This window comes from Bacillus sp. AP50 (assembly GCF_040492675.1).
Taxonomy (GTDB): Bacteria; Bacillota; Bacilli; order Bacillales; family Bacillaceae_G; genus Bacillus_A; species Bacillus_A cereus.
The window spans coordinates 1-17,615 of the sequence record NZ_JBEUTW010000142.1 but is presented as its reverse complement, the minus strand read 5'-3'; the positions used below and the strand labels follow the sequence as shown (position 1 = coordinate 17,615).

Genomic DNA, 17,615 nt, shown 5'->3' with positions numbered 1-17,615 from the left:
GGTGAAGTAATGGAAAGTACAGAAAAGAAAGAAGCGTTACTGCGAATAAAAGCAGCTTCGAAAAATGAATTGTATCGAAAGTTATTTGACCAATATGGCACAGATTATTATTATGTTGTCGATGAAAGTGTAAAACGAAATATACCGTTTTTTTGGAAAAAGGATTATGAAATGTTAGTTGCTTTTCCAGAAGAAAAACAGGAAGAAGTGAATGAAGGTACAGCTCAATTTCATGAACAGTTAATGGATGTTGTGAATGATCCTTCAGAACAAATTGTGAAGGCGAATGGAATTCAATCAGTACTGCACAATTTAGAAAACGTAACGACTTCTATGTCATACGCGGCGATGCAAACAGGAAATAGTGAAGAATGGGCAAGAAAAAAAGAGAAACTATTAAAGCTGTTTGAAAAAGGAATCGTCGTTGTGAAACCGATGAAAGAAACGGAAGTAACGAAAGTAACGAAAAAGAAAAAAGTTGTGAAACAAGTCGTTCCAGTAAAGAAAGAAGAAGTAGTTCCAAAGAAAGAAAATCAAGAATCTGTACCGTTTATTATTCAAAAAGTAATTCGGATGCTAGAACAAAACGATGTGGAACAATATTTCATTCATGCATATGCTGAAAAGTTAAAAATAAAGTTTGAAAATGCAACGATGATTACGGAAGAAGAAGTTATCAGGTACATATTGGAAGATATGAAATCTCATTTCAATACGGAAAACGTCTTTGAAAAAGAAGTACAAACAATTGCATTAATCGGTCCAACTGGCGTTGGTAAAACGACGACACTCGCGAAAATGGCATGGCAATTTCACGGTAAGAAAAAAACAGTTGGTTTTATAACGACAGATCATTCGCGCATAGGAACAGTACAGCAATTGCAAGATAACGTAAAGACAATTGGATCTGAAGTAATTGCTGTGCGTGATGAAGCTGCAATGACAAGAGCGCTTACGTATTTTAAAGAAGAAGCACGCGTCGATTATATTTTAATTGATACAGCCGGAAAAAATTATCGTACGTCAGAAACAGTGGAAGAAATGATTGAAACGATGGGACAAGTAGAACCAGATTATATTTGTTTAACGTTATCAGCTTCTATGAAAAGTAAAGATATGATTGAAATCATTACAAACTTTAAAGATATTCATATAGATGGTATTGTGTTTACGAAATTTGATGAAACAGCAAGTAGTGGCGAATTGTTGAAAATTCCAGCGGTATCATCAGCTCCTATTGTATTAATGACAGATGGCCAAGACATAAAGAAAAATATACATATCGCTACAGCTGAACATTTAGCAAAACAAATGTTACAAACATCGTAGAAAAGAGGTGAAGAATAAGGCGCTTGCCTTATTCAAACGAATATGAACGGTCTTTATATAGGTTCTATGGGCATGATGAATTACATGCAGCGCATTAATGTTCATTCGAATAACGTTGCAAATGCTCAAACGACAGGATTTAAAGCAGAAAATATGACGTCTAAAGTATTTGATGTACAAGACACATATCGCCGCGGAGATGGGGCGGTAACAAATATCGGTTCGGTTGATTACGCTGTAGTACCAGCTGCAACGCATGTGAATTTAGTACAAGGAAATATACAAATGACAAATAGCGCTACAGATTTCTTTTTAGATGACGGCGCGGCCGGCACAACATCATTTTTTGTTACTTCTAAAAATGATGAAACGTTTTTAACGAGAGATGGTAGTTTCACATTAAATAGTGATCGTTATTTACAAACGTCATCTGGTGCTTTCGTAATGGGAGAGAATAATGAGCGTATTCGTATTCCAGAAGGAGCAAAGGTTGCTGTACAAGCAGACGGTACATTATATGATGAAGTAACACAAAATAATATTGGTCGTTTACAAACAAAAACAGTAGATGCAGAAACGAATGCTCGTCTCGTACAACGTGAAAATAAAAGCTTTACACTAGCAGAAGGAAACATTGCTAATTTACCGAACGGAACAGGAATAGTAAAAAATCATATGCTAGAAAATTCAAATGTAGATATGACGAAAGAGATGGCAGATCTTATGACAGATCAAAAGATGATTCAAGCATCACAGCGCGTTATGACGTCATTTGATAAAATTTATGAAAAAGAAGCGAATGAAATATTGAGATAGTGGACTCCTAATAAAGGAGTCTTTTATTAATTTTAAATTTCAGAATTATCAATTGACTTTGCGGAGTTTCTTTTTTATATTAGTAGGTATAACTATAACTACTAAAGAGGTGAGGGTATGACAACGGCATTATATTTAGAAGATGCATACAAAACGAGTTGCGAAACAGAAGTGATAAGAGTAGAAGGGAATAAAGTATTTGTAAAAGAAACAGTTTTTTATCCAACTGGTGGAGGACAGGAATGTGATACGGGTGTCATTGTACAAGATGGGTCTGTATTTGAAGTTGAAAAAGTAAAGAAGGAGCAAGGAGAAATAGTTCACTATATAAAAGATGAAGCACAAGTAAAGTTAGGTCCAGTTAAATTAGAGATAAATTGGGAAAGACGTCATAATTTAATGCGTCATCACTCTTTACTGCATCTTATCGGAGCTGTTGTTTATGAAAAGTATGGAGCTCTATGCACTGGAAATCAAATTTATCCTGATAAAGCACGTATCGACTTTAATGAGTTACAAGAGTTATCGAGCGTGGAAGTAGAAGAAATTGTTGAGGAAGTGAATAAACTTATTAAGCAAAATAAAGAAATTTCCACTCGTTATATGAGCCGCGAAGAAGCAGAAAATGCTGTAGGAATGATTAAAACAGCAATAAATCTCCTGCCAACTACTATCCAAGAAATCCGCATTGTTACAATTGAAAATTTAGACGAACAAGCTTGTGGAGGCACACATGTGAAAAATACGAGTGAAATAGGAACACTTGTTATTGATAAAGTAAAAAGTAAAGGGAAGCAAAATCGTCGTTTTGAAGTAAGGGCGATTTAGATTGTGAGGGGTTACCGATGGATGAAATTATAAAAGAATTACAAAAGTTAGGATTTTCCCAGTATGAATGTAAAGCGTATATTGGATTGTTAAAACATTCCCCAGTAACAGGCTATGAAGTGAGTAAACAAACAGGAGTACCTCGTTCTATGATTTACGAGGTACTCGGTAAGTTAATGGATAAAGGAGCGGTGCATATTGTACCTTCTGAACCAGTTAAATATGTACCAGTACCAGCTACCGAATTAATGAATCGAATGCGAAAAGACTTTGAGAAGTCCTTTGAGTTTTTAGACCAGAAATTAAATCATTTAGAACAAGAAAGACAGATTGATGTAATTTCGCATATTCGCTCAAATGATCGTGTTTTAAAAGAAATATGCAATATAATTGGTAGAGCAAAGGAAGAGTTATGGATTTCTGTATGGGAAGATCAAGTGCATGAAATTGAGCCATACATTCATCAAAAGGAAGAGGAAGGCGTACATATATTTTCAATCTTATTTGGAGCTCCAGAAACAAAAATAGGAGCGACGTTTCATCATAATTATATGACGCCCCACGTTGTTGAAAAGAGAATGGGTGGTCATTTAACTGTTATTGCTCGTGATGGAGAGGAAGTATTAATTGCGAACTTTTCAAATGATAGCACTTCATGGGCCGTTACAACGTATGACCCAGCGCTAGTTCTCGTTGCTACAGAGTATGTGCGGCACGATATTATGGTTGAAGAAATCACGAAGGAATTTGGGGCGGATAAGTTAGATACGTTATGGCGTGAAAATATAGATTTAGTTCATGTCGTAACAGGAAAACGAACTTTAGAAGGAATGGAGGATGATAAGGATGAGTAAAGCTCAGGCACATGTAGCTTTGCAGAGCGATGATACATTTCAGCAAGGAGTAAAAGATTGTTTACCAACTGTATTTGGTTACTTGAGCATCGGTATAGCAGCTGGTGTAATTGCAAAAACAGCTGGTTTCTCTATCATTGAAATTGCGTTTATGTCCACTTTAATTTATGCAGGTTCTGCCCAATTTATATTAGCTGGTATGTATGCAGCCGGTGCTCCTGCTTCCGCAATTATTTTTACTGTATTTTTTGTTAACTTGCGCCACCTTCTTATGAGTGCTGCGCTTGCGCCATACTTTATGAAACTGCCTCTATTTAAAAACTTACTAATCGGTTCTCAAATTACAGATGAAACTTTCGGCGTTGCAGTGCAGCATGCAGCGCAAAAAGGATATTTAGGCGAAAGATGGATGATTGGGCTAAATGTAACGGCTTATTTAAACTGGATTCTTGCTACTATTATCGGCGGGCTATTTGGTGAGTGGATACCAGATCCACATACATACGGGATGGATTATGCATTACCAGCAATGTTTATCGGATTATTTGTACTTCAGCTCATAAGTAGTAAACCAAAGCTAGCAATTCATTTAAGTGTTGCAATTGTAGCGATTATTATCGCATACGTTTCACACTTATTTATGCCAGATAGTATAGCGGTTATTATCGCAACATTACTAGCTGCGACGATTGGAGTGGTGATTGAAAAATGGAAATGAGATTAGACGTATTATTACTTTTATTAGCAGCAGGAGCTGTTACACTCGTGCCACGTATTTTACCTCTACTCGTATTTAGTAAACTACAAATTCCAGACTGGGGTTTAAAATGGTTAAATTACATACCAATTGCAATATTAGCAGCACTTTTAGCACAAGTTTTATTTATGCACGAGACGATGCAGTGGGATTATCTTATTGCAGCAATTCCAACATTTCTTGTAGCGATATATACTCGTAGTTTATTAGGTACAGTATTAACAGGAGTGATTGTGATTATTTTGTTACGTTTCTTTTTCTAAAAAGGATTACGCTCATATCATAGCGAAAAGTGTAATAACATAAAAAATATAGGGGTGGTGTTATGATACTTTTAACGATAGGAGCAATTTTGTTAACGTTGTTTATTTTCTTTATTATCGGTTTCGTTACGTTTATGATGTTTGTTGATAAGGCGACACCTCAAATATATTATACACCTTGTGAATCAGTGACAGTGAAAACTAAAGGTAAACATAGAAGGAAGAAAAGTTGAACGTTAGCTTTTCTTCCTTCTTCTATTACATCCCGGAAAGAACTAACAACAATAATCCAAATAAAAAACTAGTCAAGGAAAGAAAACCGATACATATGGAGAATACACGATTATTTCCCCATTCACGCCAGAAAGTTATAAAACCTAAAATACAAAGGAAAAACCAAATGGGTAAGAATATGAACTCACTAACTTTCTCGGGGAGTAGCGAATAAAAAGTTGTTACATATAAGATCCAATTAGTAAAAAATAAAATGCAAACGATAATAGATTGTAAGTAGGGGCGGTTGAAAAATCCTCCTTTTTTTACGGTTATAAAAATGATAGTTAGCGCTGAGATAAAGGCAATGAGTATGAAAACAAGTAAGAGTAATGCCAGCGTCATTTGAGTCTCCTTCATAAGCTTGTTTTTATCCTGCATTAACGGGCAGTAAGACCCCCGCCTCAAAATTCAGCGTAAGAAAAGAGGTTATGTGGGATGAACAACCCCCACTGATTAAAGTTTCACTTTACAAGAAATGAATCTATTAAATTGTATGCTTGTTTTGTAGAGTGCTCGTTATATTTTTCAGTGTACGGATTTAGAAATCCATGTTCACCGTGTAGTTGTTTTATTTCTAATAAAGGGTTATTCTGTTGCTGCAATGTTTGAATGAAAGAGGATACTGAAAAACTAGCTTCTTTTTCAGGGAATATAAGTAGTGTAGCGCATGTAGGCTTTATGTGAACATAGTCGCGTATACGAGAACCATAACATCCGATAATAAAATTTATTTTCGGATTGTTACTACATAGCCATGAGATGGTAGCTCCAACACTAAAGCCGATAAGTCCAATATGTGTATAACTACTAGAAAGATGAGAAATGAATTCTTCAATTTGCTTTTTTCCATCATCAAATCCAATATGATTTACAAAATGTTCATATGCCTTTTCTTCATCACGATAATGAAATGCATGTTGTAAGTGTAGAAGATTAGGACAGAATACGTCTATATGAGATGAAGTAAAGTGCTGGGTAACGTGATGCATATGGTCGTTCACACCATATATTTCATGAACAATAACGAGAGCTAATTTTTCCTTCATAGTTATAAAGTACCTCTATGAAACTTAAATTCTTTCTCAACAAGACAAATACGCAGGTGGAAGTTTTCATACCATTGCTCACGACCTCTTTTTTTCGCTTCTTTATGTAAGGTGTTCTTCTTCCAATTTTCAATCGCATCAAGTGATTCCCAATAAGAAATTGTTATTCCGAGTCCAGAATTACCTCGTGCACTTTCTACACCTAAAAATCCAGGTTGTTGCTTTGCAAGTTTCTCCATTTCTTCGGCAACGGTATTATAGTCAGTTGTATTATTTGATAAATTAGAAGTGAATATAACTGCATAATAAGGCTGGTTTTTTTCTAAATTAGATGCCATTATTTTTCCTCCTTAATGTATAGTACGAATAATTAATCCATAGTTTGTATTTTAGCAGGTCACAAAAAGAAAAGAAGTAGAAAATTCTTATTTTTTCAGCTCATGTAAAATAAAGAGTTGAAGAAATTTATAATAAGTAATCTGAAAGAAGAAAAATGCCACTTCAAAAGAGAAGTGGCATTTCTTATATTTCCTCTAAGCTATTAACTGGAACAGTTAATTCGCGTCCTGGGTTTTTTACTTCATATATGCGGGCGGTTTCATTGCTTTCATCGACGTGTTGAATCATAACAGGCATGCCTTGAAAATTGACATTGGCTTGTTCTGCTGACATAGAAAGCTCTATTGCACGTTGTATATTCATTTATATTCCTCCCATCATTATTATCTTTGCTAAAAAAGAGGAATAATATACCATTTAGAGACATTCTTAAAGTTTTTGTATTATTTGTAATGTTTCTTTAATAAATGAAGTGAAGATGGAATCAGGATAGGCCTGTACGATTTCATATGCTTCTGTTACTTCTTCAAGAGCTCTTTTTTTATCATTAAGTTTCACATAACAAAGAGCGCGATATGCCCCAGCTGTTGTAAGCCGTGCGTGATCAAGTGGATGGTTTATATAATCTGGTATGATAGCGCGTTGCAATGTTTTTAAAGCTTCTTCGTATTGTTTTAAACCATACAAAGCTTTTCCTTTTTCAAGATAATATGATCCATCATCTTGAAAAATTGGCTCATCTTTTAATTTTTCTCGAAATTGTTCTAAATGTTCTAATGCAATTGTATATTCATTAGCAATTGTGTTGTAGTAGAAAGCTTTTAAAAGATCAATAACCGCTGCAGAGAAATTATCTTCTGTAAAAATGGCGAATTGCTCTGATTTTTTTATGTAATGTAAATATTGTTCTTTATCAGCCATGATTACTTTTTGATAAGATAAAATACGATAAAATTCATCTGTTTTATAATACACTTGATGTTTTTTTGAAAATGCAAGTGCATCTAAAATGACACTTTCACATTGTTCGTAATCACCACATGCAAGAAAAATAATTGCTTCATATAAATATAATTCGATATGTATAATGAGATCCATTTCTAAATGTTTCTCTTCATAGTCATTTCGGATACTAGCTATAAGTTGTAAACATTCAGCATATTTTTTACGTGTGAATATCGTAAAGGATAATTTTAATTTTGTTTCCGTACTATCCCGGTATAACGTATATTTCTCAAAAATAGAAGTAGCCTTTTCAACGTAATATTCAATATTGTAATCTTTCATTTTAGCCGCAGCTGTTACAAACTGTTTATATAAACGAGCAGTATTCAAAGTGGGAGGTAGCTCTTTTTGAACGATCGGTAGTAAAACCTCATATACTTCATCGTACTTGTTTGCTTTTATTAGTTTCTCCGTTTGTTGAATGAGTCCTACAATTTCTACATCATCATCTTCTAATAAAAAACTCGTTTCACATTCAAGTTTGTCAGCGATATATTGTAGTGTTTTCATAGAAGGTGTAGCTTTTCCATTTTCAATTTGACTTAGCATACTTTTTGTGAGTTCTGAACCTGCTAGATCAGTTTGAGTAAGCTTTTTTTCTTTTCGTAACGTTTTAATTTTTTCACCGAGAGTAGCCATATAATTGCTCCTTTATAGTTAGAAAGTTAAATGTCATTAAACTTTTTGTTGTAAAAATTGGAAAGTTAATTATATAATAAGTTTAACACAATTTAACTTTTAAGGGGAGAGTGTCAAAAATGGGGGATATAAGTATAGGACAAAATGATTCAAGAATGAAGATTGCAACGAGAAATATTATTTTAATGATGATTGGGAAAATGACGTCTTTGCTAGGAGCCGGTATTTATACGTTTGCAATGGGATTATACGTATTAAAGACAACGGGTTCAGGAATGGGGTTTGCAACTACGCTTATTTGTGGATCGATTCCAAGGCTAATCTGTGGACCAATTGCTGGTGCTGTAGCTGACCGCGTCAATCGAAAATGGCTTGTCATCGGTACCGATTTGTTAAGTAGTTTAACAATGTTTATTATGTTTATCCTTGCAACTACTTTTGGGCCATCACTTCTGTTTATTTATGTTTCAGCAGCATTATTATCAATTTGTGCGAGTTTTTACTCTGTTTCATTAACTTCATCTATTCCAAGTTTAGTAGATGAAGGACGTATTCAAAAAGCGAGTGCCTTGAACCAGACGGCAGCATCTTTATCAAATATTTTAGCACCGATTATTGGCGGAGTTGTATTTGGTTTCTTTTCAATTAAATCGTTTTTCCTATTGAATAGCATTACATTCTTTTTAGCGGTTGTTGTGCAATTGTTTATCGTATTTGATTTATACAAAAAAGAAAAGGCTGAAAGTAAAGAGCATTTCTTGACGAGTATAAAAGAAGGGTTTTCATATGTGAAAAGACAGCATGAAATATATGGTTTAATGAAAATTGCAGTAGGGGTAAACTTTTTTGCGAGTGCACTTTTCGTTTCACTTCCATATATTATTGTTCAAAATTTGCATCTATCTTCGAAACAACTCGGTGTTGTAGAGGGAATGTTAGCAGTTGGGATGTTAATTGGTGCAATTGCGTTATCAGTACGTAAAGAAGTGAATGATCCGTTTCGCTCTGTTTATATTGGGTTGTTTTTATTTGCGAGTTTGAGTTTATGTACAGTGTTTCCATTAGTAGTCACCATCCCGAAAGTAGCAAGTTTTATTTACTATATCGCTTTTATGATGTTAACTGGTATATCAATGATGGTTGTAAATATCCCGATGCAAGTACATTTGCAAAAGACGACAGATCCAAGTTATTTAGGACGCGTTTTCGGCTTACTTGAAACAATTTCTACTGCAATCGCACCGCTCGGTATGATTGTGTATGGATTATTATTAGATATGTTGCCAACTAGCATTGTTATGATGACATTAGGCGTAGGTTTATTGTTAGTTGTATTAGTAGGAGTAAAGAAGCATGTAATGAAAAAGCAAGTGGATGTGTCTGTCTAAAAGGAAATGTGACTTAATAAAATAAAAATGACTAAATTAGTATTTTAGTTTTTGAAACTCTTTTTCATGTATGTTAAAGTAAAGTGAGCTTGCAAAGAAAAGGAGACAACAGCATGAAAAAATTAAGTTTTGTTATGCTTTTTCTATTAGTCGTAATGGCTGGATGTAGCAATTATGACACATATATTGAAACAGGTATGCAATCATTGAAAGATGAAAAGTATAGTGATGCAACAATGTGGTTCGAAAAAGCAGAAAAAGAGAAATCAGGAAATGAAGCGAAATCATATAAAGAAGTTGCTGAGAAAATGGATCAGGGAGCAACAGCATTAAAAGACGGTAAGTATTTAGAAGCGAAAGACATTGCAAATGAAGTGTTACAAAAGAAAAAAGATGATGAACTTGAAAAAGCTGTAACATCAAATGCAGAGAATATGCTTCAAAAAGCAAAAGATGTGGAAGAGAAAGTAAATGAAAGAGTGGCAAAGCGTAGAAAGGTAGAAGAAGAAGGAATCGATAAAATTATTAAAGCTGTCGATAGTATAGATGAAGTGAAAGAAAAAGAGAAGAAAGTATCAGAAGCATTAGATAAGGCTGAAGAGGCGCAAGCAAAAATTGAGGCAAAGAAAAATAAATAGATTTATAGTTTAAAAGGCTGTCGTGCATAACGACAGCCTTTTAATTTTTTGTTGCAAATGAAGTGATGCTCTGTAGTAAAAAAGAAATGATTTTAGAATTCCATCTGTCCTCATGATGAATCGTATAAATATTACGCTGAAATTCAAATTCAGGGATTGGTATATAGCATAGCTCATTTCGTTGTATTTCTTGTTCGATAGCAAGTTTAGAAATCAAGGCAATTCCATTACCATATTTTAAAATTTGTTTCATCGTTTCTAATGAATCTAATTCAATTTCTGATTGGAATGTAATGTTGTGCGCTAACGTCCATTGTGTAAGTAAATCTCTCGTTGTAGATGGGTTACGATGCAATAGTATGCGTTCCTTTTCTATATTTTGTAACGATACATTGTCTTTTTTTGAAAAATGATGTTCTTTGGAAAAGGCAAGAACAAGTGTATCGGGCATTATATTCGTTTGTTTTAAAAGTGGTTCATCAAATGGAGCAGCGGAAATTATCCCAAGATCGATTTCGTGATTTTGTAGCATCATTCGAATTTCAGGGGCTGTTTTCACTAGTAGCGTTATTTTTATATTGGGAAATTCACATTGAAATTGATGAACGACTGCTGGCAAAAGATAAGTCGCTGGTACATAACTAGCGCCGATTGTTATAGCACCTTTCTGAAAATCTTTAAACTCTTGCGTGACACGTCTAGCTTCTTTCATAAGTGCATCTATTTTACAAGCATAATGGTGCAAAGCCTCACCAGCCTCTGTTAAGAAATACCTTCCAGAACGTAATTCGAATAAAGACACACCGAGTTCTTCTTCTAAGCTTTTCATATGAAAAGTAATAGTTGGTTGTTTAACGCCAAGTTTTTCTGCAACGATTGTAAGCTTTTTGTATTTCTTAATAAGTACTACAATTTCTAATTTTAAGAGATTCATTATGAATTGCCGCCTTTTTTATTTTAACTATAGAAAAAATCTATAGAAATAAATAGTTTATTAGAAGTTTTTTAATTTAATCTTTACAGTACATTAACATTAAGTATAAATCTTCCATATAGAATGAAAGCAGGTTAAGAATGAGGGGAGAGAGGTGAGACGATGGATATTAAAATTAATGGATTAGAAAAAACATTTGGAAAAACACAAGCGTTAAAGCCGTTGCAGATTGTAATGAAACAAGGGGAATTCACTACACTTTTAGGACCTTCGGGATGTGGGAAAACGACTTTACTTAGAATGATAGCAGGACTTGAAGAACCGGATAAGGGAGAAATATATTTTGGAGACCAGTGCATGTATTCTGCTACAAAAAAGATAAAGACATCTCCTAATGAACGGAATATTGGTATGGTATTTCAAGATTTTGCTTTATGGCCGCACATGACTGTTTTTGAAAATGTTGCATTTGGTTTAAGAGCTACAAAGCAAATGAATCATTTACGAGAAAAAGTAGAAGATGCGATAAAGCGTGTTCGCCTGCAAGGTATGGAGAAAAGGTATCCGCACGAACTTTCTGGTGGACAGCAACAACGTGTCGCATTCGCTAGAGCAATTGTAACAAAACCTCATTTTATTTTGTTTGACGAACCGCTAAGTGCGCTCGATGCAATTTTGCGAGAAGAAATGAGAATAGAGCTTATGGATATCGTTCATTCCATTGGTTTAACTGCACTGTATGTCACTCACGATCAAACAGAAGCAATGTCAATGTCAGACCAAATTATTGTCATGAAACAAGGAGCAGTATTACAAAAAGGAACACCCGAAGATATTTATGTGAAACCGTCTCATGAATTTGTTGCCAAATTTGTTGGTAAGGCGAATTGGCTTGTAGAGGGTAAAAAAATGGTTCGTCCAGAGCATGTGAGCTGGACGAAAAATGAAGTGTGCGAAATGTATACAGGTGAAATTAAGCACGTTACATATGTAGGAGAACGGTATGAAATAAAAGTAAACATGGGGGCACTCGGAATATGGACAGCTTATCACAATAGTAAATTAAGCATCGGGAAAGCAGTATCGTTATATGTACCAAAAAAATGTATTCATCATATAGGGGGAGAATCGTATGAAGAAATTCAGTTCGCTTAAGTCTTTATTTGTATGTACTTTACTATTTTCTACTGTAGTAACAGGTTGTAGTTCAAAGACAGGTAATGCAGATGCAAAAAGTAAAAATATGAATGAAAAGAAAATTGTTGTATATAGTGCAGGGCCAAAAGGGTTAGCAGAAAAAATTCAAAAAGACTTTGAAAAGAAAACTGGTATAAAGGTGGAAATGTTTCAAGGGACAACTGGTAAAATTTTAGCGAGAATGGAAGCTGAAAAGAAAAATCCAGTCGTTGACGTTGTCGTACTCGCTTCCTTACCAGCGATGGAAGGATTAAAGAAAGAGGGTCAAACGTTAGCTTATAAAGAGGCGAAACAAGCTGATAAGCTGCGTTCTGAATGGTCAGATGATAAAGGCCATTATTTCGGGTATAGTGCTTCAGCATTAGGGATTGTGTACAATACAAAAAATGTGAAGACGGCGCCTGAAGATTGGAGCGATATAACGGAAGGAGAATGGAAAGGGAAAGTGAATCTTCCAGATCCAGCACTTTCAGGTTCAGCTTTAGACTTTGTAACAGGATACGTGAAAAAGAATGGACAAGATGGATGGAATTTATTTGAGCAGCTTAAGAAAAATGAAGTTACAGTAGCAGGAGCAAACCAGGAAGCGTTAGACCCAGTTGTAACAGGTGCGAAAGATATGGTCATTGCGGGTGTTGATTATATGACGTATAGCGCAAAAGCAAAGGGTGAACCTGTTGATATCGTATATCCAAAAAGCGGAACAGTTATTAGCCCACGTGCAGCGGGGATTATGAAGGATAGTAAAAATATTGAAGGTGCAAAAGAGTTTATTGATTATTTATTATCCGATGATGTACAAAAACAAGTTTCTAAAGCGTATTTATTGCCTGGTAGAACAGATATAAAAGCTGAAAATAGACCAAATGTAGAAGAGATTCCAGTATTAAATATTGATTGGAAAACAGTTGAGAAAGAGCAAGATGAAATAGGGAAACAATTTAAGAAAGTATTTCAATAAGATGGTGATTCCATGGTAAATCGATTCGTATCAGTAAGACAAGTTGGAATGACGGTAGCGTTATTACTTGTCGCGATGTTAATCGTCATTCCACTTTTTCTTATTTTATTTTCTAGTGTATATGAAAATAGCAGTTGGAATTTTTTAAAGCCTTTTGAAGTGATGCAGAGTGGTGGATTAGCGGGGATTTTTCTAAATTCGATGCTTCTAGGTGTACTCGTTGTAATAGGTGCTACAATATTTGCATTTCCATTGGCATTTATTATGAGCAAAACAGATGTAGGAAAGTATAGTAAGTTAGATATTGTTTTTATGATTCCATTTATGACACCGCCGTATATTGGATCGATGGGCTGGATTTTGTTCATGCAACCTAACGGCTATTTTGAACAATTTTTCCCGATGTTAAAGACAGTTTCATCATCGTTTTTTAGTTTAGGAGGTATGGTCTTAATTATGAGTCTGCATTTATTCCCATTTCTTTATTTCATGCTGAAAAACACGTTACTTCAGATTGGGAGTAGTAAAGAAGAAGCTGCAGCAGTTCATGGCGGAAGTTTTTTCTATCGCTTAAGAAAAATAATATTGCCGTTATTAGTATCAAGTTATGTAATGGGTGCTTTACTCATTTTCGTAAAGACGATTGCTGAATTTGGAACACCGGCTACATTCGGACGTAGAATAGGATTCCACGTGTTAACATCAGAAATTCATAAATTTATTTCGAGTTGGCCAATTGATTTTAGTAGTGCAACAGCATTATCTTCTTTATTACTTAGTGCTTGTATGCTCATTTGGTATATGCAAAATGTATTGAATCGAAAGTATTCATATGCAATGGTTAGTGGAAAAGGTGTGAAATCTAAAAGATATACTTTGTCTATATTTACGCGCGTTGTAGCATGGATGTATGTAATTGGTTTATTAATCGTATCAATTGGAATTCCATACTTTTCTATACTTATTGCTTCTTTGTCAAAATTAAGAGGCGGCGGTTTACATGTAAATAACTTTACAACAAGCCATTATGAGGCATTGTTTACAATGGGATCTCCGGGATTAGAGGCTTTATGGAATAGTTTTCTTTTTTCACTCGTAACAGCGATTATTGCGGTAATTATTGGAGTCTTTTTGGCACTTATGATTCGAAAGGGGAAAAAAAACTCTGAAAAATGGCTTGATATGTGCGGTATGTTACCGAATATGGTACCAGGAATCGTTATGGTTGTAGGTCTTATTCTATTTTGGAATTCACCATATATGCCTATATCAATTTATAATACACCAATTATGGTTATCATAACGTATGTTGTTCTGTTTTTACCTTACACGGTGCAATATGTAAAATCATCACTCGGACAAATTGATGATTCTCTCGTACAGGCAGGAAGTATTTTTTCGGGAAATTATATTTATATTTTTAGAAAAATAATATTGCCTCTTATTATCCCAGGCATTCTTGCCGGATGGGCGATGACATTTACAATTTCAATAAGAGAGTTAGTAGCATCACTTCTCGTATTACCTCCATCAGTAGAAACGTCAGCAACGTTTATTTTTGCTCAATTTGAACAGGGTGAAGTATCTATAGGAATGGCGATGGCCGTTGTTTCTGTTGGACTTACAACAATGTGCTTATTACTGCTGCAACATATGGAGCAAAAGCGAAAAGGGGTAGCATGATGAGAGTGGAAGTATGGGGAGGAGCAGGAGAATACGGTCGCTCTTGCTATTTTGTAAAAAATAAAGAGACGAAAATAGTATTTGATTGTGGTATTAATCGATCTTATGAGGATGGTTATCCAAAAATAGAGAGAGAAGCTGTTCCATTTTTAAATGCGGTATTTTTATCACATATTCATGAAGATCATACGATGGGTTTACCTTTATTAGCGAAGTATGGCTATAAGAAAAAAATTTGGACGACTCGTTATACGAAGGAGCAACTGCCGTTATATTATGAAAAATGGAGAAACTATAATGTGATGCAAGGATGGAATTTACCTTATAGCGACCAACATATAAAAGATTTAAATTATGTATGTATTGATGAGATTAGCAATCCAAATGAATGGTTACAAATTACTCCTACATTGCGGTTTCAGTGGGGGTATAGTGGGCATGTATTAGGAGCTGTTTGGTTTTTAGTTGATATGTGTAATACATACGTATTTTATTCAGGCGACTATTCAGCAGAGTCTAATATACTACGAGCTAATTTACCTGAGAAATTGGGCCACAATATAAAAGTTGCAATTGTAGATGCCGCTTATCATACAGATGATGTTTCGCAAAATGAAAGATTAGACGATCTATGTGCAGAAATTGAACGAGTTATGCAAAATGAAGGAATAGCATTATTACCGCTGCCACAACTTGGTAGGGCGCAAGATATAGTATTGTATTTATATGAACGATATAAAGAATTTCCGCTTATAGTAGATAAAGAAATTTTGGCTGGATTTGAAGAGATGTTCATATATAAAGGTTGGATAAAAAATAATGAAGAACTTAAATGGATTATGGAGAGTTTAAAAAGAAACATAATAGTTATGGATAATGACATTAGTATGCAAAATAGTTACGGAATAGTTGTAATGAGTGATGCGAATATGCAAACGAAACGAGCACAGTTATACTATGAACAACTTCGGAATGAAAAACGGAATGCCGTTATTTTTACTGGGCATATTGCGAAAGGGAGTTTTGCAGAAAAAGTTATGAAAGAACATGTAAGGAGTACATGTAGGGTGAAGAGAGTTCCGTATAAAGTTCACCAAAGTATAAGAGACGTTAAAGAGATGCTAAATACATTATTACCAGAACATACGGTGTTAGTGCACGCTTTGAAAGAGGATACGGATCGATTACAACAAAAGCTAAGTACAGCAGGGTATGAAAATGTATATTCACTTGCAATGGAACGTATAGAAGTCATTTGAAATGTAAAGGGGATAGGTATATGAAAAAAGTATTTGTATTCGTAAGCATTTTCTTTTGTTGTTTCCTTTATAACGTTAAGGAAGGGTTTGCAGCTAGTCCAATGAAACCTAGTTTTGAAGTAAAGTTATTATTGAAGCCAGAACAAGTATTAGGTGATAACAAAGAGATGAAGCAAGAGGTGCTAGAACATTTCCAGGCTGGTACAAAATATGAAAGAATACAAGTGCAATTTTTAGATACTGCGAATAAAAGTTTAAGCGAGGAAGGTTGGTTTGCTAGAATTCGAAAGAAAGAATTTAGTAAAGATTTTGAATTAACATATAAAAAAAGATATCCTATTCCAAATGGTGTAATTCAAGATGCACTAGAAGTAGCTAAAAAAGAAGGATTCGATAGTAATACGGATAGTTATGAGGCGGAAATAGATTGGGGATTTGAGAAGAAAACATTAAGCATTTCAAATAAGAAAAGTTACAGCGCTAAAGGATATGGGATACTTGATTTACCAAATGAACAAGCTGCTCAAAACATGTTAATAGAAAAATTACCAGGGAAAATGAACAAATGGTTGTATACAAATTGGGGAGAGGAAATGTTAAAGAGTTCCCGTATTTACGGTCCTGTATTAATGAAACGATATACAGGAGAGTTTGAAAACATAAAAGCAAATATTGAAATTTGGCCATTAAGTAATACCGGAAAATTAGAAGATGACTTCGTAATAGAAGTGTCATTTAAAACAAATGAAGAAAGTATTGCGACAAAGCAAAGGGAATTATTAATGGCGAGTTTAGAGAAAAAAGGCTGGTTGTTACCGAAAGATAGTTTGAAGACAGAGCTTATTTTTCAGTAAATGAGAAAAAAGGAATCCATATTTCGTGGATTCCTTTTTCAAATATATGAGTATTAAGCTAAGTCAGCTGACACGAACATATCACTATTTTGAAGGTTTTTAGAGCGTAAACTATAAGCAACTACCTTCTTTTTATATTGTTTTACAACATCAACATGCTCCTCGTGACTATAAATATAAAATGTAAAATTCTTTTTGCCACGTTTTGCATTGATAATTAAAGGCGTACCCTCATTGTGTGGTGGTGCATAATAGCGATCTAAAAATAAACCTTCGTTAAAATCATGAATAATTTTTGATTTCTGTTCGCCTTCTACGTTATTTCCATGAATTGTAATAGTCACATTCTCTTCTTCAAGTTTTGGATGTGTTTCGTACTTGCTAATAATGGATTCAATAACAGTGTTAGGAAGGCTAGAAACGATAATTTTAAATGCTCCAAATACAACTAACATTACAATAAACCAAGTCGTCATAGTATATCATCCCCTTTATTCTATTTAATAATATAACTCATATGGTAATAGTACATATGGTGAAGTTTTGTAT

General features: G+C 34.4%; 21 protein-coding genes. 14 read left to right on the top strand and 7 right to left on the bottom strand.

Translation table 11 applies throughout. From position 1 onward, the window contains the following. The first annotated feature begins 9 nt into the window (after window positions 1-9). The 7 genes from flhF to ABWK52_RS12565 all read left to right on the top strand — a co-directional run bounded on the left by flhF (window position 10) and on the right by ABWK52_RS12565 (window position 5,080). On the top strand, window positions 10-1,329 hold the full coding sequence (gene flhF, locus ABWK52_RS12595) for a flagellar biosynthesis protein FlhF (RefSeq protein WP_098541432.1): 1,320 nt from the start codon (window positions 10-12) through the stop codon (window positions 1,327-1,329). Window positions 1,330-1,371: 42 nt separating this feature from the next. Then, the gene (locus ABWK52_RS12590; protein WP_001013935.1) at window positions 1,372-2,145 is read left to right on the top strand and encodes a flagellar basal-body rod protein FlgG; all 774 of its coding nucleotides are present in this window, start codon (window positions 1,372-1,374) and stop codon (window positions 2,143-2,145) included. A 117-nt stretch (window positions 2,146-2,262) separates the two neighbouring features. Next, a complete protein-coding gene (locus ABWK52_RS12585) occupies window positions 2,263-2,973 on the top strand; it encodes an alanyl-tRNA editing protein (protein ID WP_000205398.1) in 711 nt (236 codons plus the stop codon). Window positions 2,974-2,990: 17 nt separating this feature from the next. Beyond that, window positions 2,991-3,827, top strand: coding sequence for a TrmB family transcriptional regulator (locus ABWK52_RS12580; protein ID WP_098541434.1), 837 nt, complete (start codon window positions 2,991-2,993; stop codon window positions 3,825-3,827). Then, window positions 3,820-4,545, top strand: coding sequence for an AzlC family ABC transporter permease (locus ABWK52_RS12575; protein ID WP_000030475.1), 726 nt, complete (start codon window positions 3,820-3,822; stop codon window positions 4,543-4,545). Before ABWK52_RS12580 ends, ABWK52_RS12575 begins: the two co-directional genes overlap by 8 nt. After that, window positions 4,536-4,847: an AzlD domain-containing protein gene (locus ABWK52_RS12570; RefSeq protein ID WP_000425942.1), complete on the top strand. Its 312-nt coding sequence runs from the start codon at window positions 4,536-4,538 to the stop codon at window positions 4,845-4,847. Before ABWK52_RS12575 ends, ABWK52_RS12570 begins: the two co-directional genes overlap by 10 nt. 62 nt (window positions 4,848-4,909) lie before the next feature. Further along, a complete protein-coding gene (locus tag ABWK52_RS12565) occupies window positions 4,910-5,080 on the top strand; it encodes a DUF3951 domain-containing protein (protein ID WP_000602244.1) in 171 nt (56 codons plus the stop codon). 25 nt (window positions 5,081-5,105) lie between these two features. Here the strand turns inward: ABWK52_RS12565 and ABWK52_RS12560 are convergent, their stop codons facing one another. The 5 genes from ABWK52_RS12560 to ABWK52_RS12540 all read right to left on the bottom strand — a co-directional run bounded on the left by ABWK52_RS12560 (window position 5,106) and on the right by ABWK52_RS12540 (window position 8,152). Beyond that, the gene (locus tag ABWK52_RS12560) at window positions 5,106-5,465 is read right to left on the bottom strand and encodes a hypothetical protein (protein ID WP_098541523.1); all 360 of its coding nucleotides are present in this window, start codon (window positions 5,463-5,465) and stop codon (window positions 5,106-5,108) included. Between the two features lie 119 nt (window positions 5,466-5,584). Continuing rightward, window positions 5,585-6,169, bottom strand: a complete 585-nt coding sequence (locus tag ABWK52_RS12555; protein WP_000660115.1) for a dienelactone hydrolase family protein — start codon at window positions 6,167-6,169, stop codon at window positions 5,585-5,587. 2 nt (window positions 6,170-6,171) lie between these two features. Beyond that, the gene (locus ABWK52_RS12550; protein ID WP_000157887.1) at window positions 6,172-6,507 is read right to left on the bottom strand and encodes an antibiotic biosynthesis monooxygenase family protein; all 336 of its coding nucleotides are present in this window, start codon (window positions 6,505-6,507) and stop codon (window positions 6,172-6,174) included. Window positions 6,508-6,691: 184 nt separating this feature from the next. Continuing rightward, on the bottom strand, window positions 6,692-6,871 hold the full coding sequence (locus tag ABWK52_RS12545; RefSeq protein ID WP_001025731.1) for an H-type small acid-soluble spore protein: 180 nt from the start codon (window positions 6,869-6,871) through the stop codon (window positions 6,692-6,694). A gap of 66 nt (window positions 6,872-6,937) precedes the next feature. After that, on the bottom strand, window positions 6,938-8,152 hold the full coding sequence (locus ABWK52_RS12540; RefSeq protein WP_098290229.1) for a transcriptional regulator: 1,215 nt from the start codon (window positions 8,150-8,152) through the stop codon (window positions 6,938-6,940). 119 nt (window positions 8,153-8,271) lie between these two features. Between ABWK52_RS12540 and ABWK52_RS12535 the strand changes: the two genes are divergently transcribed. Beyond that, on the top strand, window positions 8,272-9,540 hold the full coding sequence (locus tag ABWK52_RS12535; protein WP_000502489.1) for an MFS transporter: 1,269 nt from the start codon (window positions 8,272-8,274) through the stop codon (window positions 9,538-9,540). Between the two features lie 113 nt (window positions 9,541-9,653). Continuing rightward, the gene (locus ABWK52_RS12530) at window positions 9,654-10,178 is read left to right on the top strand and encodes a DUF4398 domain-containing protein (protein WP_000736441.1); all 525 of its coding nucleotides are present in this window, start codon (window positions 9,654-9,656) and stop codon (window positions 10,176-10,178) included. Window positions 10,179-10,218: 40 nt separating this feature from the next. On the opposite strand, the gene ABWK52_RS12525 is transcribed toward ABWK52_RS12530, so the two are convergent. Beyond that, a complete protein-coding gene (locus ABWK52_RS12525; RefSeq protein ID WP_001050625.1) occupies window positions 10,219-11,112 on the bottom strand; it encodes a LysR family transcriptional regulator in 894 nt (297 codons plus the stop codon). Window positions 11,113-11,274: 162 nt separating this feature from the next. Between ABWK52_RS12525 and ABWK52_RS12520 the strand changes: the two genes are divergently transcribed. Genes ABWK52_RS12520 through ABWK52_RS12500 form a run of 5 tightly spaced genes read left to right on the top strand, consistent with a single transcriptional unit; the run spans window position 11,275 to window position 17,066 of the window. Then, window positions 11,275-12,267, top strand: a complete 993-nt coding sequence (locus tag ABWK52_RS12520) for an ABC transporter ATP-binding protein (protein WP_098541436.1) — start codon at window positions 11,275-11,277, stop codon at window positions 12,265-12,267. Continuing rightward, window positions 12,245-13,270: an ABC transporter substrate-binding protein gene (locus ABWK52_RS12515; RefSeq protein WP_000714714.1), complete on the top strand. Its 1,026-nt coding sequence runs from the start codon at window positions 12,245-12,247 to the stop codon at window positions 13,268-13,270. The genes ABWK52_RS12520 and ABWK52_RS12515 overlap by 23 nt, the downstream gene beginning before the upstream one ends. A gap of 12 nt (window positions 13,271-13,282) precedes the next feature. Beyond that, complete coding sequence (locus ABWK52_RS12510; RefSeq protein ID WP_016109710.1) at window positions 13,283-14,953, top strand: ABC transporter permease; 1,671 nt, start codon at window positions 13,283-13,285, stop codon at window positions 14,951-14,953. Then, entirely contained in the window at window positions 14,950-16,212 is a 1,263-nt protein-coding gene (locus ABWK52_RS12505) for an MBL fold metallo-hydrolase (protein WP_042890637.1), read from the top strand. Before ABWK52_RS12510 ends, ABWK52_RS12505 begins: the two co-directional genes overlap by 4 nt. A gap of 20 nt (window positions 16,213-16,232) precedes the next feature. Further along, window positions 16,233-17,066 carry a hypothetical protein gene (locus tag ABWK52_RS12500; RefSeq protein ID WP_016109712.1) on the top strand — a complete coding sequence of 278 codons (834 nt, stop codon included), beginning with the start codon at window positions 16,233-16,235 and terminating at the stop codon, window positions 17,064-17,066. A 53-nt stretch (window positions 17,067-17,119) separates the two neighbouring features. Here the strand turns inward: ABWK52_RS12500 and ABWK52_RS12495 are convergent, their stop codons facing one another. Then, window positions 17,120-17,542, bottom strand: a complete 423-nt coding sequence (locus ABWK52_RS12495) for a YfmQ family protein (RefSeq protein ID WP_000214592.1) — start codon at window positions 17,540-17,542, stop codon at window positions 17,120-17,122. Window positions 17,543-17,615 lie beyond the last annotated feature (73 nt).

Excerpts from the sequence above, each read along its gene's own strand:
- flhF (WP_098541432.1), top strand. The coding sequence starts at position 10 with ATGGAAAGTACAGAAAAGAAAGAAGCGTTACTGCGAATAAAAGCAGCT.
- ABWK52_RS12590 (WP_001013935.1), top strand. The coding sequence starts at position 1,372 with ATGAACGGTCTTTATATAGGTTCTATGGGCATGATGAATTACATGCAG.
- ABWK52_RS12585 (WP_000205398.1), top strand. The coding sequence starts at position 2,263 with ATGACAACGGCATTATATTTAGAAGATGCATACAAAACGAGTTGCGAA.
- ABWK52_RS12580 (WP_098541434.1), top strand. The coding sequence starts at position 2,991 with ATGGATGAAATTATAAAAGAATTACAAAAGTTAGGATTTTCCCAGTAT.
- ABWK52_RS12575 (WP_000030475.1), top strand. The coding sequence starts at position 3,820 with ATGAGTAAAGCTCAGGCACATGTAGCTTTGCAGAGCGATGATACATTT.
- ABWK52_RS12570 (WP_000425942.1), top strand. The coding sequence starts at position 4,536 with ATGGAAATGAGATTAGACGTATTATTACTTTTATTAGCAGCAGGAGCT.
- ABWK52_RS12565 (WP_000602244.1), top strand. The coding sequence starts at position 4,910 with ATGATACTTTTAACGATAGGAGCAATTTTGTTAACGTTGTTTATTTTC.
- ABWK52_RS12560 (WP_098541523.1), bottom strand. The coding sequence starts at position 5,465 with ATGACGCTGGCATTACTCTTACTTGTTTTCATACTCATTGCCTTTATC.
- ABWK52_RS12555 (WP_000660115.1), bottom strand. The coding sequence starts at position 6,169 with ATGAAGGAAAAATTAGCTCTCGTTATTGTTCATGAAATATATGGTGTG.
- ABWK52_RS12550 (WP_000157887.1), bottom strand. The coding sequence starts at position 6,507 with ATGGCATCTAATTTAGAAAAAAACCAGCCTTATTATGCAGTTATATTC.
- ABWK52_RS12545 (WP_001025731.1), bottom strand. The coding sequence starts at position 6,871 with ATGAATATACAACGTGCAATAGAGCTTTCTATGTCAGCAGAACAAGCC.
- ABWK52_RS12540 (WP_098290229.1), bottom strand. The coding sequence starts at position 8,152 with ATGGCTACTCTCGGTGAAAAAATTAAAACGTTACGAAAAGAAAAAAAG.
- ABWK52_RS12535 (WP_000502489.1), top strand. The coding sequence starts at position 8,272 with ATGGGGGATATAAGTATAGGACAAAATGATTCAAGAATGAAGATTGCA.
- ABWK52_RS12530 (WP_000736441.1), top strand. The coding sequence starts at position 9,654 with ATGAAAAAATTAAGTTTTGTTATGCTTTTTCTATTAGTCGTAATGGCT.
- ABWK52_RS12525 (WP_001050625.1), bottom strand. The coding sequence starts at position 11,112 with ATGAATCTCTTAAAATTAGAAATTGTAGTACTTATTAAGAAATACAAA.
- ABWK52_RS12520 (WP_098541436.1), top strand. The coding sequence starts at position 11,275 with ATGGATATTAAAATTAATGGATTAGAAAAAACATTTGGAAAAACACAA.
- ABWK52_RS12515 (WP_000714714.1), top strand. The coding sequence starts at position 12,245 with ATGAAGAAATTCAGTTCGCTTAAGTCTTTATTTGTATGTACTTTACTA.
- ABWK52_RS12510 (WP_016109710.1), top strand. The coding sequence starts at position 13,283 with ATGGTAAATCGATTCGTATCAGTAAGACAAGTTGGAATGACGGTAGCG.
- ABWK52_RS12505 (WP_042890637.1), top strand. The coding sequence starts at position 14,950 with ATGATGAGAGTGGAAGTATGGGGAGGAGCAGGAGAATACGGTCGCTCT.
- ABWK52_RS12500 (WP_016109712.1), top strand. The coding sequence starts at position 16,233 with ATGAAAAAAGTATTTGTATTCGTAAGCATTTTCTTTTGTTGTTTCCTT.
- ABWK52_RS12495 (WP_000214592.1), bottom strand. The coding sequence starts at position 17,542 with ATGACGACTTGGTTTATTGTAATGTTAGTTGTATTTGGAGCATTTAAA.